Below are 20,671 nucleotides of genomic sequence, written 5' to 3'. Positions count from 1 at the left end.
GCGGGATGTGACCGGCACTCCGGATCGGCTCGTGCACCAGTTGCTGGACGAGGCGTTGACCAGCCACGCCGACGCGTGGGCGGTCCGCGACCAGGCCGGCCGCTGGACCTACCAGGAGCTGGCGGACCGCAGCCACGGCTACGCGCGTTGGCTCCACTCGCTGGGGGTGCGCCCCGGCGAGCGGGTGCTCACCAAGCTGGAGAGCGACCGCGACCTGGTCGCGCTCTGCTACGCGGTCTCCCGGCTGGGCGCGGTGTTCGTCCCCGTCAACCCGGCGATGAAGCTCTTCCACCTGCGGGCCGTGCTGGAGAACGCCGAGCCCGTGGTGGTCATCACCACGGAGAAGGACCTGGCCTGGCTGCCGGAGAACGTCGGCGCGCCGGCGTACGACATCGAGCTGATCCGGCCGCTCGCCGAGGAGTTGGGCGGCGGTGAGCCGCTGGCCTCGCCCGCGGTGTCGGCCCAGACGCCGGCGGCGCTGGTCTACACGTCGGGCAGCACGGCGACCCCCAAGGCCGTGATCTGCCCGCACGCGCAGATGGTCTTCGCCAGCGAGGCCATCCAGCAGGTGCTCGGGTACCGCGAGGACGACGTGGTCTTCTGCCGGTTCCCGATCTCCTGGGACTACGGTCTGTACAAGATCCTGCTCAGCTGCCTCGGCCGGTCCGAACTGGTGCTGGCCGGTGTCGAGTCGGACCTGCTGCTGCTCAACCGGATGTGGGAGACCGGGGCGACGGTGGTGCCCATCGTGCCGTCGCTGGCCTCGATGATCGTGAAGCTGGCCGAGCGGCAGCCCGACCGGCTGCCCGAGGTGCGGATGTTCACCAACACCGGGGCGGCGCTGCCGCGCGGCACGGTCGAGGCGCTGACCGCGGCCTTCCCCAAGGCGCAGGTGGTGCGGCAGTTCGGGCAGACCGAGTGCAAGCGGATCAGCATCGTGCCGCCGGGCGCCGAGCACGTGCCGCCCGGCTCGGTGGGCCGGCCGCTGCCGGGCACCCGGGTGGTGGTGCTGGCGCCGGACGGCACCGAGCTGCCGACCGGCGAGGTCGGCGAGATCGTGGTGGCCGGCCCGCACGTGATGCCGGGCTACTGGCGGATGGACGAGCAGACCGAACGGGCCTTCCGGCCCGGCCCGGACGGCCGACGCCGGCTGCACACCGGCGACTTCGGGCGGCTGGACGCGGAGGGCAACCTCTACTTCGAGGGCCGCCGGGACGACATGTTCAAGCGGAAGGGCATCCGCATGTCGACGGTGGAGATCGAGGCGGCGGCGGCCGACGTGTCCGGGGTGCGGGCGGCGGCGGCCGTGCCGCCGGGCGAGGGCTACGACCTGACGCTGTTCGTGGAGAGCGAGCTGCCGCCCGGCGTGATCCTCCGGGAGATCGCCGGCCGGCTGGAGCCGGCCAAGGTGCCGGCGATGTGCCGGGTGCTGAACGAGATGCCGCTGACGCAGCACGGCAAGGTCGACCGCACCGGCCTGGCGGCCTGGCTCCGCGACGAGGGCTGAGCGCGTTGTCCCGGTGGTGCCCCGCCGGGGCGGCGACCGTCGGCCGGGGAGCGCGGCGAGCGCCGCGCCCCCGGCCGACGGGGCGGTGCCTAGGAGCCGGCGGGCAGGCCCCCGCCGAAGACCAGGCCGCTCTGCGCGGCCTGCGGAAGGTCGGTGCGTCTGCTCACCTTCAGCTTGCGGTATACGCGTGTCAAGTGCTGTTCCACGGTGCTGACGGTGATGTAGAGCTTCCGCCCGATCTCCCGGTTGGTGTAGCCCTGGGCGGCCAGGGTGGCCACCCGGTGTTCCGCCTCGCTGAGCAACGGGGCCTCGGCCGCGGCCTGTTCCGCTCTGGCCGGCTGGCCCACGCCGCTCTGCTGCTGGCGCGCGGCGTGCCAGGCCGGCGCCTCCTGCTTGGCGCGCCGGGCGATGGACCGGGCCTGGTCCAGCTCGCCCATCTCCTCGTAGGTGCGCCCCAGGTCGGCCAGGCTGCGGAACAACTCGAAGCGGTCACCCGCGAGTTCGAGCAGCTTCACCGACTTCTTGAGCAGTCTGGTCCGGTGTCGGGGATCGCCGCACTCGGCGAGCAGCCGCAGCGTCAGCCCGCGCGATCTGGCGTCGGTGCAGGTGGCGAGCGACAACTGCTCGCTGAGCAGCCGGTGGGCGGCGTCCCGGTGGCCGAACGTCAGGTGCGCGAGAGCCAGTTCGGTCCGCCACGGGAGGAAGGCGGGCACGTCGACGCCCCACTCCTTGGCGAGTTTGCCGCAGGTCTGGATGTCGTGGATCGCCTCCAGGAGCCGGCCGGTCTTCAGCCGGTGGTGGCCTCTGGCGTGCAGGTAGCCGAGGCCGAAGACGGTGTCGAACATGTTCTCCGGCACCACCCGGCGCAGCGCCTCGGCCGCCTGGTCGTGGTCGCCGACCGCGCTGTGCGCCTGCACCAGGACGCCCAGCGGGTAGCCGACCAGGGTGGCCGGGCCGCAGGCGTCGATGCGTTGCAGCGCGGCGTCCGCGAAGCGGATGGCGCCGGGCAGGTCCCCGAGGCGCAGCGCGAGGTCGGCCCGGATGCTGCCGAAGACCGTCTGCCAGGTGGTGGCCCCCCGGCGGGCGGAGTCCTGGAGCAGCGAGTCGCAGAGGCCGACGGCGCGCGGTGCCTCGTCCCCCTTGATGAGGGCGAGCAGCCCGTGGGCCAACGCCTCCAGGGTGCCGTCGTCCAGCGGGGAGCTGGTCAGGATGTGCTCGGCGGCACGCACCGTCTCGGAGGTGGTGGCCTTGGCGAGCGGCGTGTCGAGCACGCCGCCGCCGCGCAGCGTCGCCGGCAGTCCGGCCGGCTGCTGCCGGTGGATCTCGGGCGGCAGGCCCCGGCCGGGACCGCCGTAGACCAGCAGGGCGGTGAAGCGCAGGCTGCCCAGCGCCTGCGGGTCGAGCTCGTCCAGCCGGTCACGGAACTTCTCGAACACCTGGTTGGCGGCCGCGACCTCGCCCTGCCAGAGCAGCGAGCGGACGATGGCCACCCCTTCGCGCGGGTTGACCGGACGGTCCGGCGCCTCCCGGTACATCGCGGAGAGCCGGACGGTGGCGGAGCTGGGGTTGGTCAGCCACTCCACCCGGCCGAGGGTGGTGTTGATCGAGATACGCTCCGATTCGTCTTCACATTCGCGAAGTGCTAGCGTGAGGCACCGGGTGGCCAGCGCCAAGTCGTCGTCGACCAGCGCGTGTTCGGCGCCGGCGCGCAACGCCTTGATCCCCCAGGGTCCGACGACCTGGTCGGCAGCGATCAGGTGACGCGCGGTGACCAGTGGCTGGGCGCCGCTCTCGTAGCAGAGTTCGGCGGCCCTGGCGTGCAGGGCGGTGCGGTGCGCGGGCTCGATGTCGCCCTGGACGGCGGTGGCGATGGCCGAGTGCAGCGCGCCCCAGGCGTCCGCGAGCCCGGCGGCGGCCAGGATCTTCATGCTCTCCTCGACCAGCTCCGCCTGCACGTCCACCAGTTGGGCGACCTGCCGCGGGGTGGCCGACCCGCCGAGGATGGCGTACCCGCGGGCGACGCTGAGCAGTTCGGGATCCCAGCGGTGCATGCAGGTGGAGACGGCCTGGACGAAGGTGGGCCAGGAGGCCGCCTCCCGTGGGCCTGGGCGGGCCCGGGTCAGCCCGGCGATCTGGTCCTCGATCAGAGCCTGCAGAAGTAACGGGTTGCCATGGGTGAGGGCGTAGTGATCGAGCTGCTCGTCGCAGGCCGACATCGCGCCCACCCGCTTGGCGACCAGCTCCTCGACGGCGGACGGCGAGAGCGGCGCCAGGCGCACCCCCATGTGCGGGTGCCTGGTGACCTCCGCCCGGAAGAGGGCGTTCCCGGTCCTGGAGCGTTCCCACACCGTCAACACCAGCAGCACCCGGGCCGAGGAGACCCGGCGTTGCAGGTAGAGGAGGGTCTCCAGCGACTCGACGTCACCGAAGTGCACGTCGTCCACGCTCAGCACGATCGGGGCCTGGTGGGACAGTTCGAGAACGGCCTGGGAGAGGGTGGCCATCGAGTAGACGTCGCGCCACAGGTACGGACCCTCGCCGGCCGGGGCGCTCGGCTCGGGGGGTCTGCCTTCCAACACCTCGCCGACCCGGTCCGCGGTCGCCGACGGCATGTTCACGTGCGCGAACAGCTGACGCATCAGGCCCAGCCGCAGCCCCTGTTCGGTGCGCGCGCCGGTGGCGGTCAGCAGGGTGGCACCCGCTCTCCGCACGGACTCGTGGAAGTCGTGCAGGAACGCGGTCTTGCCGACCGACAGGCTGCCCTTGATCAACGCGACTCCACCCCGGCCAGCGACACACTGGTCGAAGCGGGTCATCAGGGCGCCGAGTTGCTCTGCTCTCTCTATCAACTCCATGCCAATTGCTCCCCCTTCTGCCAAAACAGCATGATTGGACAGCCATGCGATGGCTGGTGGTCGGCCAGCTCAGCGACCCCCGTCACGGACCCAGTCATTGGCTGCGTATAGCCAGCCTTTACCGTCTCATTGCCGTCACATAATAAGCACGATTGAACGGCCGCGACTAGCACGTTCCGCGCATGGCGACGATCCGCCTCCGGTCACCCAACGTGACGGCGACCATCACCCCCGACCGGCCGTGGGCACCTTGGGGCGACAACGCCCAATTTTACCGAGTCGCCCTACCCCACCCCAATGGACAGATTGACCAATCCACCGCACAATTATGCGGTGAGTTTTATCGGAGGCATTCCCGTATGGCCATTCAAGGAGAGCTTCGGGTGACATCTTCAACCAGTCGTCGAAAATGTGCGCGAGTCGTTTTCCTGAGCAGTCGTCCACCCCGGCTCGGTGCAGAACAACTGGAGTTTCCGTGAAATTTGAGCCCGACCTGTCCGTGGCGATCAGAGTGAGCAGAGCGGGACAGCTCGACCTCTCGGTGCGCCCCTCGGGCGCACGCAGTTCCTGGGGCCCGGCGCACACGGCGGCCTGGATCGCGCTCCAGCAGCACGGCGGCGACGCCCGCGCCGCGGCCGAGGTGCTGGCCGGGCACTGGGACGCCGAACCCAGCCTGGTGCGGCAGGCCCTCACCACCTGGATCCGCGCCCTGGTCGCCGCCGGCTACTTACACGAGACCGAATGACCCGGCGCGGAGTCAGACGAGGCGCAGCGGCTCACCGGTGAGCGTGTCCAGGATCGGCTGAGCCGCGCGGCCCAGGGACGGCGGGTGGAACGCCAGACACCGGGTCGCCTCGGCGAACAGGTGCACCCGCGGGTCCCCGCTGATGAACGGCATCCCGCCGAGCAGCGCGGTGGCCGCGTTGACGGTGGTGCCGATCGCCTCCTGCGCCTGGTAGCGGATCAGCAGCGCCCGGGTCAGCAGCTCGGCGGCCGGCGTACCCGCGTCGATGGCCCGCGCGATCGAGTCCAGGCCGGCCATCGCGGCCTCCAACCTGGCCAGCAGCAGCACCCGTTCGGTCGGCTCCCCGCGCCCCTTCTCCAGCACGCCCTCGACCAGGCCACTGGCGATGCCCAGGTAGCTCGCGGACATCAGCAGCTCGAACCAGAGGAACCCGGCGTGCTGCACCCGGTCGACGGAGGCCTCGTCCGGGGTGCCGATCCGCACCAGCTGCTCGCCGGCGACCTCGACGTCCTTCAGCACCACCGCGTCGCTCTCGGCGGCCCGCAGCACCGGCGCCCCCCAGAACGGCTCGACGGTCAGGCCGTCGGACGAGGCCAGCACCAGGGCGACCGCGACCTGCGGCCCACCGTCCTCCTCCAGCACCACGCTGGCGGTCAGCATGTCCATCGAACGGGCCAGGCTGCACGGCTTCTTGGTGCCGTTGAGCCGGTAGCCGTCGCGGGACCTGGTCGCGGTCAGCGCCGGCTTCATCACGCTGATGCCGGTGACCCCCTCGGCGAAGCCGGAGGCCAGCAGCATGTTGCGGGTGCCGACGGCCTTCAGCAGCGGCCCGGTGTCCTCGGCCCCCGTCTCCACCAGGCTGGCCACCGAGAAGTGGTGCATGGTGGTCGCGATCGCCAACGAGGGCGCGATCGAGCCGATGGCCCGCTGGACCCGCACCGACTGCGCGGCCGACGCGCCCAGCCCGCCCTGCGCCGCTGGCACCAGCAGCCGTGGACCGCCGGTTCGCTTGAAGAGCCGGATGGCGTGGCCGTTCTCCTCCTCAAGCTCCCGCAGCGTGGCCTGGCCGAGCGCCGCGGAGAAGTCGGGGAGCAGTTCGCCGAGGGTCTGCCGTTCTGCCTGGAGGGTCCGCACGTCGCTCCTCAGGATTCAAGTGCTTGCGGTACCCGACTCATGCTGCGTCGCCCGCCGACCCAAGACACCCCCTACCGCCCCCACATGCGGCCCGCCGTCTAGGGGGGTGGGCTAGGGGTCGGCCGCCGGTCGGACGGCGTTCGCCCGTGGTGGGCGATGTCGGCCCCTCAGGGCCGGAAACCGGCTTTTCGGCAATTGCCGTGGCCCCTAGGGCCCCCTAAGCCGGGACGCCTTTCGCGGTAACGTCCGGCTAGGGGTGTGGAGCTTTACCCGGGGCGTTCTACAGTGCCCGAAATCGACAATTACCTGGCATGCGCCTTCGTTCCCGGAGGAGGGGTTGCGCTGAAAGGCATCATACTCGCCGGAGGCAGCGGCACCCGGCTCTACCCGCTGACCAACGCGGTATCGAAACAGATGCTTCCGGTCTACAACAAGCCGCTTGTCTACTATCCCCTTTCCGTGCTGATGCTCGGCGGTATCCGGGACGTCCTGATCATCTCCTCACCCCAGCACCTGGACGGTTTCCGGCAGCTCCTCGGGGACGGCAGCAAACTGGGTATCAACATCGAGTACGCGGTGCAGCCACAGCCAAACGGAATCGCCGAGGCGTTTCTCATCGGGGCCGACTACATCGGCGACGATTCGGTCGCGCTCATTCTCGGCGACAACATCTTCCACGGGCCGGGGTTCGGCAAGCTCCTCCAGTCCGAGATCGCCGGGACCGACGGCTGCGTCCTCTTCGGCTACCGGGTCAGCGACCCGCACCGCTACGGCATCGGCGAGGTGGACGCGGCGGGCCGGCTGCTCTCCCTGGAGGAGAAGCCGGCCCGACCGAAGTCCAATATCGCGCTCACCGGCCTCTACCTGTACGACAGCGACGTGGTGGACGTCGCCAAGAACGTCCGGCCCTCGGCACGCGGCGAGTTGGAGATCACCGACGTCAACCGCGAGTACCTGCGCCAGGGCCGGGCCCGCATGGTGGACCTCGGGCGCGGCTTCGCCTGGCTGGACACCGGCACCTACGACTCGCTGCTCCAGGCCTCCCAGTACGTGCAGGTGCTGGAGCAACGCCAGGGCGTCCGGATCGCCTGTCTGGAGGAGATCTCCTTCCGCATGGGATTCATCGACGCCGCGGCCTGCCACGAACTCGGTCACGCGCTCCGCAAGACCGCGTACGGCAGGTATCTCATGGAGATCGCCGCCGAGACCGACTGGGCCGAGCGGACCGAGTAGAACGACACAGACGGAAGGTGTCCCGTGCGCATCCTCGTGACCGGCGGAGCCGGTTTCATCGGCTCCCACTTCGTCCGGCAGACCATCCGGAACCGTTATCCCGCGCTTGCCGACGCCGAGGTGGTGGTGTTGGACCGGCTCACCTACGCGGGGAATACCGCCAATCTGGCCGAGGTGGCCGACGATTCCCGATTCCGGCTGGTCGCCGGCGACATCTGCGACGCCCCGCTGGTACGGGAGTTGCTCGACGGCGTCGAGCTGGTCGTGCACTTCGCCGCCGAGTCCCATGTCGACCGGTCCATCACCGGCGCCGAGGAATTCGTCCGGACCAACGTGCTGGGCACCCAGGTGCTGCTCACCGCCGCCGCCGACGCCGGCGTCGGGCGATTCGTGCACGTGTCGACCGACGAGGTCTACGGCTCGCTCGACGAGACCGGCACGCCCTGGACGGAGGCCGAGCCGCTGCGCCCCAACTCGCCCTACGCGGCGTCCAAGGCGGCCGCCGAGCTGATGGTGCTGGCTTTCCACCGCACCCACGGCTTCCCGGTCTCCATCACCCGGGGCTCCAACACCTACGGCCCGTTCCAGTACCCGGAGAAGATCATCCCGCTCTTCGTGACCAGCCTGCTGACCGGCCGTCAGGTGCCGCTCTACGGCGACGGGCGGAACCGGCGGGAGTGGCTGCACGTGGACGACCACTGCCAGGGCGTCGCGCTGGTCGCCGAGCGTGGTCGCCCCGGCGCGGCCTACAACGTGGGCGGTGGCACCGAGCTGACCAACCGCCAGCTCACGGAGCGGCTGCTGGCGCTGCTGGGCGCCGACGCCTCGATGATCCGCCAGGTGCCGGACCGCAAGGCGCACGACCTGCGGTACGCCATGGACTGCCGGCTGATCACCGAGGAGTTGGGCTACGCCCCGGCGGTACCGCTGGAGCACGGCCTGGCCGAGACCGTCGCCTGGTACCGGGAGCACCGGTCCTGGTGGGGCGCGCCCCAGCCGGCGGCCCGCTGAGCCGGCCGAGCCCACCGCCCCGGGCGCCCCCGTTCCACGTGGTGCGGTGGCCGGTCAGCCGGGGAACAGCGGCAGGTCGGGCTCGACCACGGTGCCCGGGGCCGGGACCCGCAGCCGGATCAGGTAGTCGGCGATCGCCGCGTCGGCCTCGGTGGACAGCCCGAGCAGCCCGTGCCCGTATCCGTCCATGGTCAACAGCCGTGCGTTGCCCAGCTGTTCGGTCATCCGTCGGGAGAAGGCGTAGGGCGTGGCCGGGTCGTGCAGGCCGCCCAGGACCAGCACCGGGTGCCGGGTCTCCCGGTCCCACGGACCGCTGTACCGGTCCGGCGAAGCGGCCGGCCAGACCGGGCAGGCCGCCTCCTCGGCGAACGCCTGGAAGCGGGCGAAGGTGGGCGACTCCGTCTCCCACTCGGCGACGATGCCCGGCACGTCGCGCTGCTCGTGCGCGTAGGGCTTGTCGGAGCAGTTCACCGCGAAGTGCGGGTCGTAGTCCCGGTACGGGTTCTCCTCGACCGCGCCGGCGGCGCCGTCCGTGCCGTCCACGCCGTCCGCTCCGGTGAACCCGGCCGCCTGGCCACCGGCGCGCAGCAGCGGGAAGTCCGCGGCGGTCGGCGCGGGTGGGTCGGCCGGCGGGTGCAGCACGTCGTAGGCGGCCTGGAACTCGGCCGCCAGGCCCGGCAGCGCGGCGGAGAAGAACAGCCCGTAGGCCGCCCCGGTGGTGAAGGAGTTGATGTCCAGCTCGGTGCCGTCCGGCAGCCGGATCGGCTGCTGGCGCAGGTGGTCACGCAGCTCGGCGAACTTGGCCCTCGGGTCGCCGGTGCCGAACGCGCAGGCGTCGCCGACCTGTTGGCACTCGGCGAGGAAGGCGTCCAGGCTGGCCTCGAAGCCGGCGGCACGTTCCCGGTCCTGCTGGAGACCGTCGTTGGTGCGCAGCTGCGGATCGACGGCCGAGTCGAAGACCATGGCGCGCACCCGGTGCGGATACAGGTTGGCGTAGGTCGCGCCCAGCAGGGTGCCGTAGGACTGCCCCAGGTAGTTCAGCCGGCGCTCGCCGAGGCCGGCGCGCAGCCACTCCAGGTCGTGGGCGACGTCCCGGGTGGCCATGTGCGCCAGCAGCGGACCGGCGTTCCGCGCGCAGAAGTCGCCGTAGCGGGCGAAGGCGTTGAGGGTGCCGGCGACCTCCTCGTCGGTGATCGGGATGGCGAGCTGGCCGGCGAACACGTCGATCGCGTCGCTGGCGTCGGTGAAGCACTCGATCCGGGTGCTGCCGCCGACGCCCCTGGGGTCGAAGCCGACGATGTCGAACGCGTCCAGCACCCGGTCGTCCACGCGGTCCGCGATGGTGGCGGCCAGCAGCCGGCCCGGGCTGCCGGGGCCGCCCGGGTTGACCACCAGCGAGCCGATCCGGCGGCCCGGGTCCTCGGCGGCCCGGCGCATCAGGGCGATGCTGATCCGCTCGCCGCGCGGCCGGTCGTGGTCCAGCGGCACCAGTTGGTCGGCGCAGCTGTAGAGCGCCCGGTCCGCCTCGGGGACCGGGGCCAGCGCGTCCGCGTCGCAGGGGCCCCAGTCGAGGGGTCTGGCCAGTCGGTCGGCCACGCCGCTGGCGGCCGGGTCGGGTGGCGCGGCCGACCGGTCCGCCGGCTCGGCCGGCGCCGCCCCGGCCGGCGCGACCAGCAGTGAGGTCAGCACCGCCAACGCGCCCAGGGCGACGCCGACGACGCGGGGTCCTCGGGTTCCGGAAAGTGCCAAGGCACGGCCTCCTCGGTCTCGTTGCTCTTCCTGGCTGGATCCTTCGCATTCGCCAAGCATCGGCCCGATTATGGCGGCGGCCCGCGGATTCCGGAGCCCCGTCGGCACCGGTCGGGCCCCCTCAATCCGGGCGAGGGACTAGGGGCGGGCGGGGACTTCAGAAGGGGTTGCGCGGGCGACGGCCGGCGGCGGCCAGCCGGGGCCGCGGTCGCGCGGGCCGGCCGGGGTCAGTCCTGGGCGCGGAACAGGCCGCGGCCGCCGTACTTCTTGTGCACGGCCTGCTTGCTGATGCCGAGGGTGCCGGCGATCTCCGCCCAGGTGTGGCCCTGGGCGCGGGCGCGGCGGACCAGCACCGCCTCCAGGCGTTCCATCTCGCGCCGCACCTCGGCGGCGGCCGCGAGGCCCGCGATCGGGTCGTCCCCGGTCGCCGTCCGGGTCAGCAGCAGCAGCTGGCTGATCTCCATGCCGGTCAGCCTAGGTTGACCGTTTCGGCACTGTCAACCAAGGATGACGGGACGCGCCGGGGCGCTCGCCCGACCGCCCCCGCGGCCCGGCCGCGCGCCGTCTGATAGCGGAGCGCGGGCCCCCGGCCAGCCGATTCGGCCAGAAGTTCGCCTGAAGGCGTGATCCGACCGAGGCACCGTTGAGCGCGCCCCGGGGGGCCCGTACCGTCATGCTCGGGCCCCTCACCGACCGCCCAGGGGGTACGTCATGGCACGGCCGTCTGACTGGTCTCCGGTCGACATGGACCGGGACCCGACTCCGGGGGACCCGGATTCGGTGCGGGAGTTGGCGGACGAGTTACAGGAGTTCGCGGACGATGTCGGTGAGGCGCTGGGCAAGATCCGGGGGTTGGCGTCCGAGCGGGCCATCCTGGACTGGGCCGGTCGGTCGGCGGACACCTTCCGTGCCGAGTTCGACGGGGTGCCGGACAACCTGACCAAGCTGGAGGAGAGTTACGCCCTCTGCTCGCAGGCACTCCAGACGTACTGGCCGCGGTTGCAGACCGCGCAGGGGATGGCCGACCGGGCGCTGGACCGGGCGGTCGCCGCGCAGGCCGATCTGGCCGGTGCGCGGGGCGCGTTGGGCGACGCCGAGGACTGGGTGGGCCGGGCCGGTGAGGAGGCCGAGCGGCTCCAGCGGGAGGGCGAGCGGGCGGACGCCGAGCCGCCGGACGAGGCCGAGGTGCGGGCGGCGACCCGGGACTCGCAGGCCGCCGGTGCCGCGCTCGGCGCCGCCCAGGCCCGGGTCGCCGACGCCGAGGAACGACTCGCCGCCGCCCGTCAACTCGCGCTGGACGCGCAGGAGTTACGGGAGGACGCGGCCCGGGAGTGCGCGCGGGGCATCGAGGAGGCGTCCGACGCCGGCATCCAGAACAAGAAGTGGTGGCAGAAGCTCATCGAGTGGCTCAGCGACGCCTGGGACACCCTCGTCGAGATCTGCAAGGTGATCGTCGCCGTCCTCGGCGTGGTGGTGATGATCATCGGCGGCCCGCTCGCCTGGGTCGTGGTCGCCGCCGCCGTCGTCGTCCTCGCCGACACCCTGATCAAGTACGCCAGAGGCCAGGGCTCCCTGCTCGACGTCGCCTTCGCCGCCCTGGACTGTATCCCGGGCCTCAAAGGCCTCACCACCGCCGCCGGGCTCGCCGGCGGCCTGGCCGGCGGGCTGCGGAACATCGGCCGCGGCCTGCGCGACGTGGGCCGCGGCGGGCTGCGCGGCGCCGACGACGTGCCGGGGCCGCGCGGCACGCCCCCGGGCTCCCGCTGCCTCAACGGCGACCCGGTGGACATGGCGTCCGGCGAGGTGCTGATCACCGACACCGACGTCGAACTCGCCGGCGTGCTCCCGCTGGCGCTGCGCCGCACCCACCTGTCCAGCTACCAGTGGGGCCGGTTCTTCGGCACCTCCTGGACGTCCACCCTGGACGAGCGGCTGGAGATCGACGACCGGGGCGTCCGGTTCGCGACCGAGGACGGCATGGTCCTCGACTACCCGGTGCCCCGACCGGACGAGCCGGTCTACCCCGCCGAAGGCCCCCGGCTGGCGCTGCGGTGGGACGGCGCCGAGGGCGGCGAGCTGCGCGTCACCGACCATCTCACCGGGCGCACCCGGCACTTCGCACCGCTGGCCAGGCCCCCGTTCGGCACCGAGCGGTTCACCCTCTACCTGACCGCGGTCACCGACCGGAACGCCAACCGGGTCACCATCGACCGGGACCCGGCCGGCCTGCCGCTGGCCGTCCGGCACAGCGGCGGCTACCACGTCGAGGTCGACACCCACGCCGACCGGGTGGTCGGCCTGCGGCTGCGCCAACCGGGCGGCGAGCCGGTGCCGCTGCGCCGCTTCGACCACGACGACCGGGGCGACCTGACCCGGGTGCACAGCTCGGCCCCGCGCCCGAAGGAGTACACCTACGACCACCGGGGCCGGGTCACCTGCCGGACCGACCACGAGGGCCACTGGTACCGCTTCCGCTACGACGACGCGGGCCGCTGCGTGGCGGGCGAGGGCGAGGGCGGGGTGCTCAGCTGCACCATCGCCTACGACCTGGACTCCCGCACCACGCTCTACACCAACTCCCTGGGCCACACCTACCGTTACCGGTACGACGAGCACTACCGGATGCTGACCGCCAGCAACCCGCTGGGCCACACCCTGCGCAACGAGTGGGACGCGCGCGGCCTGCTGGTGGCGCAGACCGACGAGGCCGGGCAGACCACCCGTTTCACCTACGACGCCAACGGCGACTTCACCCACCTGGTCCGCGCGGACGGCGGCACCACCATCGTCGAACGGGACGACTGGGGCCTGCCGTTGACCGTCACCGAGGCCAACGGCGCCACCTGGCGGCACGTCTACGACGACGCCGGCAACCGGATCTCGCTCACCGACCCGCTGGGCCACGAGACCCGATTCGGCTACGACGAGCACGGCGCGCTGCGCTCCGTCACCAACTCGCTGGGCCGCACCACCGAGACGACCGCCGACCCGGCCGGCCTGACGCTCACCGTGACCGACCCGCTGGGGCAGGTCCGCCGCGCCGAGCGGGACGCCTTCGGCCGGGTCGTCGCCACCACCGACCCGCTCGGCCAGACCACCCGCTTCGGCTGGACCACCGAGGGCCGCGCCGACTGGCAGGAGAGCCCGGACGGCACCCGGGAGAGCTGGACCTGGGACGGCGAGGGGAACCTGCGGACCCACACCTCGCCGACCGGCGAGACGCTGGAGCTGGAGCCGTGGCTCTTCGGCCAGACGGCCCGCCGCACCGAGGCGGACGGCGCCGTCCACACCTTCGACTACGACACCGAGCTGAACCTGGTCGCGGTCACCAACCCCGAGGGGCGGGTGTGGAGTTACCGCTACGATCCGGCCAACCGGCTGGTCGGTGAGACCGACTTCACCGGCCGCGCCGTCGACTACGCCGTGGACCCGGCCGGCCGGCTCGTCGAACGGGTCGCCGAGGACGGCCGGCACCGCATCACCTACACCCGGGACATCCTGGGCCGGCTGACCCACAAGACCGCCGGCGAGCTGGAGTTCACCTTCGCCTACGACGTGCTGGGCAACCAGGTCGGCTCCACCAGCCCGGACGCCGAGGTGCGGCGCGAGTTCGACGTGCTGGGCCGGATGCTCAGCGAGTCGGTCAACGGCCACACCACCACGTTCCGTTACGACCCGCTGGGGCGCACCGCGGCCCGCCGGACGCCGTCCGGCGCCGAGTCCGTCTGGTCCTACGACGCCGCCGGCCGCCCGGTGGAGCTGGCCGTCGGCGCGCACCGGCTGGACTTCGGCTACGACGCGGCCAGCCGCGAGGTGCGCCGGCGGCTCGACAACGGCCCGGTGATCGGCCAGGAGTGGGACGCGGACGACCGGATCGCCAGCCAGCGGGTCACCGTCCCCCGTCCCGACGCCGAGGACACCCTGCTCCAGCAGCGCGGCTACACCTACCGCGCCGACGGCCGGGTCGTCAGCGTCGCCGAACACCTCGGTGGCACCCGCGAGTTCACCCTGGACCGGATCGGCCGGGTCACCGCGCTGCGCGGCGCCGACTGGACCGAGAGCTACGCCTACGACAGCGCCGGCAACGTCCACCGGCCCGCGGATGGCCCGGCCGAGTTCCCCGGCAACCAGCTGCGCGCCCAGGGCCGCACCTCCTACGAGTACGACGCCCAGGGCCGGCTCACCAGGACCGTCAAACGGCTGCTCAACGGGCAGCGCCGGATCAGCGCCTACCGCTGGAACGACGACGGCCGGCTGGTCGAGGCGCACACCCCGGACGGCGGCCGGTGGCGCTACCAGTACGACGCGGCCGGCCGCCGGGTCGGGAAGCAGCGGCTCACCGAGGACGGCGCGGTCGCGGCCACCGTCCACTTCCACTGGGACGGCACCCGGCTGGCCGAGCGGACCACCGCCGACGGCGCCGCCACCACCTGGGAGTACGCGCCCGGCACCCACCGCCCGCTGAGCCAGCGGGACAGCGGCCCGGTGGAGTCCTTCCACGCGGTGGTCACCGACCTCTCCGGCACCCCGGCCGAGCTGGTCTCCCCGGACGGGCGGATCGCCTGGCGGCTGCGCGCCGACCTGTGGGGCGCGCCCAGGCCCGCCGGCGACGGCACCGATCCGGGCGCCGACGGCCCGGTCGAGGCGGCCGGCGTGGACTGCCCGCTGCGGTTCCCCGGCCAGTACGCCGACGACGAGACCGGCTGGCACTACAACGTCAACCGCTACTACGACCCGCACACCGGGCGCTATGTCTCGCCCGACCCGATCGGGCTGGCCGGCGAGGCCAACCAGTACGCCTACGTGCCCAACCCGCTGTGGCTGATCGACCCGCTGGGCCTGGCCTACCGCGACCCGACCACCGGCCGGTTCGCGCACAACCCGGCCAACCCGCCGATCACCCACAACCGCCACACGGAGTACCCGCACAGCTACCGGCAGACCACCCACGACGAGATGGCCCGGATCTGGACCGACGAGGGCCGCGCCCAGAACGCCGTGCCGGTGGACGCCAACGGCAACCGCATCCCCCGGAACCAGCTCACCTGGCGGGACGCCAACAACCGGATCGTGCCCACCGCCGACCTCACCTACGAGCACCGCAACTCGGTGGTGAACCACTGGAACACCGTCGGCCACGACAGCAACCGGACCACGCGGAACAACTACTACAACGACGTCAACAATCTGGAGCCCATGGCCCGCAGCCCCAATTCCAGTGGGGGCGCTAACATGACGGTCAACTACACGCAGAACGTCGGGCCGAACTACAGCTGTACCTGAGGGTGAACTCATGGATCTGAGGCAAACCGTCGCGTCTTTCCGGAACTGCGCCCCGCTGGCGGACGCGACGGATGCCTGGGTCTGGTCGCCGGCCCCCGGGCTGCATTTCAGCGGCGCGCTCTCACCGGCCGGCGACACGCTGTTCCAGCTGAGCTACCGGGGCGAATACCGCGAGGAGATCGCCCGCGCCGTGGCGGTCTTCAGCCGCGAACACGCCGCCGAACTGGCCTCCCCCGAGCGACCGTTGACCCCGGTGGCCGGCTTCGCCGCGCCGGGCTTCGCGTTCGACACGCTGGCCGCGCTGCCGCCCGCGGTCCACCAGCACTACGAGTACGAGAACCCGGAGCTGAATCCGTTCGTCTACGAGGTGTTCCCGGGTTATGCCTGTGAATTCGCCGGTGACGAGAACGAGGCGGAAACACAGGCCCGGCGCCGGCTGATCAGCCCGTCCACCCTTGACCGGGAGCCCGTTCCCTATCTGAAGATGCGGTTCCGGAACACCAGGACCGGCGTCCACAGCCAGGGCACGCAGCGCGGTCTCGCGCCGCTCGCGATCCTTCACCAGGAGTTGGCGGGGCTGATGGACGCCCCCGGCAGTTTCGTGGAATTCGAGAACCGCCACCACGAGGTGTGGCGCGCCGCCTTCGACGACACCCTGACCCTCGACGAGAAACCGACCACGCTCGCCGACGCCCACTCCTTCGCCGACGAGGTCCTCCTCCACCGCTGAGAGGGCGAGGCGTCGACGTGCACGGCGGGGGCGGGTGTCAGGGGGGCGCCGTAGGGTGGGGGTGTGGGTGAGGAACTGGGGACAGGGGGCGCGGCGGTGGCGGGGGACGCGTGGCGTTCGGTGCCGCGGCCGGCTCGGCCGATCCTGCGGGAGTTGGTGACCTCGGGGCCGCAGTCCCGCACCACGCTGGCGCGGAAGCTCGGCCTGTCCACGGGCAGTCTGACCCGGCTGACCAAGCCGCTGCTGGACGCCGGGCTGGTGGTCGAGCGCGCGGTGGAGCACGACCCGGTGAACGGCCGGCCGACCCGGCCGCTTGAGGTGGTGGCGGACGGTGCGCACTTCCTGGGCCTGAAGCTGACCGCGGACCGCCTCTACGGAGTGGTGACCAATCTGCGGGCGGACGTGCTGGCCCAGCACAGCGTGCCGCTGGCCGACCCGGCGCCCGGCGAGGTGGTCGCCCGGATCGGCGGGCTGGCCGAGCGGCTGGCCGCCGGGGACGGCCGGCTGGCCGCCGCCGGGCTGGCGCTGGGCGGCGACGGCCATGCCCCGGCGCAGGTGGACGAGGCGGAGCTGCTGGACTCCTACCAGCTGGGCTGGACGGGCGTGCCGGTGCGCCGGCTGGTCGCCGACCGGTTGGGCATCCCCTGCGTGCTGAAGAACGACGTCACCGCGCTCGCCTACGCCCACCAGTGGTTCGGCGCGGTCCGGGAGGTGCCGGACTTCGCGCTGGTCACGGTGGGTTCCGGGGTGGGTTACGCGCTGTTCGTGCACGGCCGGGAGGTGCGGGTCACCGAGGCCGACGTGGGCGAGTTCGGCCACCAGATCGTGGACCGGGGCGGGCCGATGTGCCCGACGGGGCACCGGGGTTGTGTCAACGCGTACGCCACCACCGGGTGTCTGTTGCTCGCCGCCGAGCAGGGACTGCGCCGGCGGGTCGGCTTCGCCGAGCTGCTGGCGCTGGCCGAGGCGGGCGATCCGGTCTGTTCGGCGCTGGTGCGGCAGGCCGCCTGGGCGCTCGGCCGGGTGGTGGCGAACGTCGCCAACGTCACGCTGGTGAAGCGGGTGTTGCTGGCCGGCGAGGCGATCGACATCGTGCGGCTGGCCCGCGCCGAGCTGGCGCGGGGGCTGGCCGAGTGCCGGGTGGCGCCGGAGGCGGTGGTGGTGACGGCGGAGCGGCACGACTTCCACGAGTGGGCCAGGGGCGCGGCGGTCGCCGCGATCCGGGCCCATGTCTCGGGCGGGCGGTGAGCCCGGCCCCGGGGGCGCCCCCGGGGCCGGACCGCTGAACCGGCGTGCCGGACGGTTCAGCCGCCGTGCCGGTCGGCGTCGATGGCCAGGAAGCGGAAGCCGAACTCGGCCGGTCCCGCGGTCAGGTGGTACTGGGGCAGCGGGGCGGGGCCGCAGGACTGGCTGCCGATGCCGTGTTGGCCGTGGTCGAGGTTGACCCAGACGGTGTCGCCCGGGGTGAGGTCGACGGTGTGCTCGGCGGCGTCGAGCTGTTCGCTGGTCCACCGGCGGGCGGTGAGCCAGAACGGCCGCTCGCCGGCCTCGATCCGCAGCCCGCCGCCGTCGTCGGCGGTGAGTTCGGCCCACCGCACGTCGGAGCGGGCACCGTTCTCCTGGGGGCGCACGTAGTGCGTCTGGAGCGCGTCGACGGTGGCGGCGTACCGGCCGAGCCGGCTGGCCTCGCGGGTGTCCGGGTAGGACTCGTCGGGGCCGCCGCCGTACCAGGTGGCCCGGCCGAAGGCGGCCGGCAGGCCGAGCCGGACGCCGAGCCTGGGCAGCGGGCAGGATGACCAGTCGCCGGTGGGTTCGACGGTGACGGTCAGCCGCAGCGCGCCCTCGGCGTCGGCGGTCCACCGGTAGACGGTGTGCAGGGCCGGGTCGAGGGAGAGCGGGGCGACCCGGGTGCGGACGGTCAGGGCGTCGGCGGCCAGTTCCACCGCGTCCACCCGGTGCCGCATCCGGTGCAGCCCGTGCTTCTCCCAGACGACGCTGATCTGGGCGTCCTTCTCCCAGTGCATGCCCCGGTCGTTGTCGGTGGGGGCGCGGAAGACGTCGAGCCGGGGGCCTTCGGCGAGCGGCAGGCCGGCCAGCGTGGTGAGCCGGCCGGTGCGGGTGTCGAAGGTGGCCGGGCCGAGGGTGAGCACGGCGCCGTCCCGGCGGGGCGTGGCCAGCGGGCCGCGGGCGGGAGCCGGCGCGGGTCGGGGCGCGGCGGTGAACTGGCCCCAGGCGACCTCGTGTCCGGCCGGGGCCCAGGCGGTGTCCCGGGCCAGCCGGGCGTGCACGGTCCAGAGCGCCTCGCCGGGCGGGGCGTCGGCGGGGGCGGGCGGCAGCGGCAGTTCGACGAGTTCGCCGGGGGCCAGCGGGGGGACGGCGAGGTCGCCGGTGGCCAGCTCGCGGCCGTCGACGGTGTGGACCCAGGTGAAGGCGAGGTGGTCGAGGCCGGTGAAGTCGTGGCCGTTGCGGATGGTCAGGGTGCCGCCGGCGGCGTTGCCGGTGATCCGGACGGGCTCGATGACCTTCTTGTACTCCAGCAGCCCGGGGGTGGGGGTGCGGTCGGGCAGGACGAGGCCGTCGCAGACGAAGTTGCCGTCGTGTACCTCCTCGCCGAAGTCGCCGCCGTAGCCGTAGTAGCGGCGGCCGTCGGGGGTGTGCTTGGTGAGGCCGTGGTCGATCCACTCCCAGACGAAGCCGCCCTGGAGGCGTTCGTAGGTCTCGAACAGCCGCTGGTAGTCGGCGAGTCCGCCGGGTCCGTTGCCCATGGCGTGGGCGTACTCGATCTGGAGGAAGGGCAGCGAGCGGCGGTGCGCGTCGAGCGTGGGGTCGGCGAGCGGCGGCTCGACGCGGCGGCCGATGGCCTCGACCTCGGCGTGCGGCGCGTACATCCGGGAGTAGATGTCGCTGTCCGGGTAGTCGGCGTCGTTCTCGTAGTGGACGGGGCGGGACGGGTCGCGGTCGCGGACCCAGGCGGCCATGGTGGACAGGCCGGCGCCCCGGCCGCACTCGTTGCCGAGCGACCAGATGACCACCGAGGGGCGGTTCTTGTCGCGTTCGACCATCCGCTGGACGCGGTCGACGAGGGCGGGGTTCCAGCGTTCGTCGGCGACCGGGTTGCCGGCCCAGCCAGGCATCCAGCAGAAGCCGTGGGTCTCCAGGTCGCCCTCGTCGATGACCCAGAGGCCGAGTTCGTCGCAGAGGTCGAGGAGCGCCGGGTGCGGCGGGTAGTGGCTGGTGCGGACGGCGTTGATGTTGTGCCGCTTCATCAGCACCAGGTCCTCGCGCATGGTGGCGAGGTCGACGGCGCGGCCGGTGTCCGGGTGGAAGTCGTGCCGGTTGACGCCGCGGAAGAGGATCCGGCGGCCGTTGACCTTGAGCAGCCCGTCCTCGATCCGGACGGTGCGGAAGCCGACGCGCAGCGCGATCCGTTCGCCGGCGGTGACCAGTTCGCCCGGGTAGAGGCGGGGAGTCTCGGCCGACCAGGGTTGGACGGGCACCCTGGCCTGCTCGCCGGTGGCGAGGTCGAGGCCGAGTTCGGGGACGAGGACCCGGCCGGGCACGTCGCACTCGACGCGCAGCACGCCCTCGCCTGTGGTGTGGTCGTAGTCGGCGTGCACGAAGTGGTCGGTGGGGGCGCCGGCGGGGCGGTGCAGCAGGGTGACGTCGCGGAAGATGCCGGGCAGCCACCACATGTCCTGGTCTTCCAGGTAGCTGCCGGCCGACCACTGGTGGACCCGGACGGCGAGCACGTTGCCGGTGCGGCGCAGCAGGTGGCCGACGGCGAACTCGTGCGGCAGCCGGCTGCCCTGGAAGGTGCCCAGCTCCTCGCCGTTGAGCCAGACGCGGGCGGCGGAGTCGACGCCGTCGAAGCGGAGCACGGTCTCGCCGTCGGCCGGCCAGGTCTCGGGCAGGTCGAAGACCCGGCGGTGGTCGCCGGTCGGGTTCTCGTCGGAGACGCGGGGCGGGTCGACGGGGAAGAGGTAGGCGACGCCGGTGTAGGCGGGGTTGCCGTGGCCCTGGAGCACCCAGTGTCCCGGCACGGCCAGTTGGTCCCAGTCGGCGGTGGCCGCCGGGTCGTCGCCGAGGAACGCGGTGCCGGTGCCGTCGGCGGTGGGGGTGAGCCGGAAGTCCCAGGTGCCGTTGAGCGAGTGGCGGGCGGCGTCGGAGGTGGCCCACCAGCTGCGGGCGGGGAGCGGGCCGGGCGCCGGGGTGGGGTTCTCGTAGTAGGGCAGGGCGGCGAAGGGCGCCTCGGCCTGGGGCCGGTCGTGCATGGGTCTCCTTGCGGCGTGCGGGGTTACCCGGCCCCGGGTGCGGGCCGGGCGGTCGCGCGGGCGGCCCGCCGCGGGGTCCCGGCGCGGCCGGCGTCACCGGCCGCGCAACGGCCGGGAGCCGGGCCGACGTTGGGCCGGAAGTTGGCCGGGAGT

Annotated in this window: 12 protein-coding genes; 7 read left to right on the top strand and 5 right to left on the bottom strand. The window is 72.8% G+C overall.

Annotated features, from left to right (window positions below; translation table 11 throughout):
• Positions 1–7 precede the first annotated feature (7 nt).
• On the top strand, positions 8–1,507 hold the full coding sequence (locus tag RM844_RS17400; protein WP_394814532.1) for a class I adenylate-forming enzyme family protein: 1,500 nt from the start codon (positions 8–10) through the stop codon (positions 1,505–1,507).
• 89 nt (positions 1,508–1,596) lie between these two features.
• Here the strand turns inward: RM844_RS17400 and RM844_RS17395 are convergent, their stop codons facing one another.
• Positions 1,597–4,362 carry an AAA family ATPase gene (locus RM844_RS17395; RefSeq protein WP_311668144.1) on the bottom strand — a complete coding sequence of 922 codons (2,766 nt, stop codon included), beginning with the start codon at positions 4,360–4,362 and terminating at the stop codon, positions 1,597–1,599.
• 511 nt (positions 4,363–4,873) lie between these two features.
• Here RM844_RS17395 and RM844_RS17390 point away from each other — a divergent pair.
• A complete protein-coding gene (locus RM844_RS17390; RefSeq protein ID WP_311668143.1) occupies positions 4,874–5,107 on the top strand; it encodes a PqqD family protein in 234 nt (77 codons plus the stop codon).
• Between the two features lie 12 nt (positions 5,108–5,119).
• On the opposite strand, the gene RM844_RS17385 is transcribed toward RM844_RS17390, so the two are convergent.
• Positions 5,120–6,241: an acyl-CoA dehydrogenase family protein gene (locus RM844_RS17385; RefSeq protein WP_311668142.1), complete on the bottom strand. Its 1,122-nt coding sequence runs from the start codon at positions 6,239–6,241 to the stop codon at positions 5,120–5,122.
• Positions 6,242–6,583: 342 nt separating this feature from the next.
• Here RM844_RS17385 and rfbA point away from each other — a divergent pair, with 342 nt between their 5' ends.
• Together rfbA and rfbB are read left to right on the top strand one after the other, a co-directional pair.
• Positions 6,584–7,474 (top strand): glucose-1-phosphate thymidylyltransferase RfbA, encoded by an 891-nt coding sequence (rfbA, locus tag RM844_RS17380; RefSeq protein WP_311668161.1) that lies wholly within the window; start codon positions 6,584–6,586, stop codon positions 7,472–7,474.
• A 24-nt stretch (positions 7,475–7,498) separates the two neighbouring features.
• Positions 7,499–8,485, top strand: a complete 987-nt coding sequence (gene rfbB / locus RM844_RS17375) for a dTDP-glucose 4,6-dehydratase (protein WP_311668141.1) — start codon at positions 7,499–7,501, stop codon at positions 8,483–8,485.
• 54 nt (positions 8,486–8,539) lie between these two features.
• Here rfbB and RM844_RS17370 read toward each other — a convergent pair whose 3' ends face one another.
• Together RM844_RS17370 and RM844_RS17365 are read right to left on the bottom strand one after the other, a co-directional pair.
• Positions 8,540–10,234 (bottom strand): alpha/beta hydrolase, encoded by a 1,695-nt coding sequence (locus tag RM844_RS17370; protein WP_311668140.1) that lies wholly within the window; start codon positions 10,232–10,234, stop codon positions 8,540–8,542.
• 227 nt (positions 10,235–10,461) lie between these two features.
• Entirely contained in the window at positions 10,462–10,698 is a 237-nt protein-coding gene (locus tag RM844_RS17365) for a helix-turn-helix domain-containing protein (RefSeq protein WP_311668139.1), read from the bottom strand.
• A 247-nt stretch (positions 10,699–10,945) separates the two neighbouring features.
• On the opposite strand from RM844_RS17365, the gene RM844_RS17360 reads away from it, so the two are divergent.
• The 3 genes from RM844_RS17360 (at position 10,946) to RM844_RS17350 (ending at position 17,495) form a co-directional block, all read left to right on the top strand.
• On the top strand, positions 10,946–15,517 hold the full coding sequence (locus tag RM844_RS17360; RefSeq protein ID WP_311668138.1) for an RHS repeat-associated core domain-containing protein: 4,572 nt from the start codon (positions 10,946–10,948) through the stop codon (positions 15,515–15,517).
• Positions 15,518–15,527: 10 nt separating this feature from the next.
• Positions 15,528–16,247: a hypothetical protein gene (locus tag RM844_RS17355; RefSeq protein ID WP_311668137.1), complete on the top strand. Its 720-nt coding sequence runs from the start codon at positions 15,528–15,530 to the stop codon at positions 16,245–16,247.
• Positions 16,248–16,310: 63 nt separating this feature from the next.
• Positions 16,311–17,495: an ROK family transcriptional regulator gene (locus RM844_RS17350; protein ID WP_311668136.1), complete on the top strand. Its 1,185-nt coding sequence runs from the start codon at positions 16,311–16,313 to the stop codon at positions 17,493–17,495.
• Positions 17,496–17,551: 56 nt separating this feature from the next.
• Here RM844_RS17350 and RM844_RS17345 read toward each other — a convergent pair whose 3' ends face one another.
• The gene (locus RM844_RS17345) at positions 17,552–20,518 is read right to left on the bottom strand and encodes a glycoside hydrolase family 2 TIM barrel-domain containing protein (protein WP_311668135.1); all 2,967 of its coding nucleotides are present in this window, start codon (positions 20,516–20,518) and stop codon (positions 17,552–17,554) included.
• Positions 20,519–20,671 lie beyond the last annotated feature (153 nt).

It is taken from the genome of Streptomyces chisholmiae, from assembly GCF_031845445.1.
GTDB classification, from domain to species: Bacteria; Actinomycetota; Actinomycetes; order Streptomycetales; family Streptomycetaceae; genus Streptomyces; species Streptomyces chisholmiae.
Note: the sequence above shows the minus strand (reverse complement) of the source record. Positions and strands in the feature narration are given on the sequence as shown.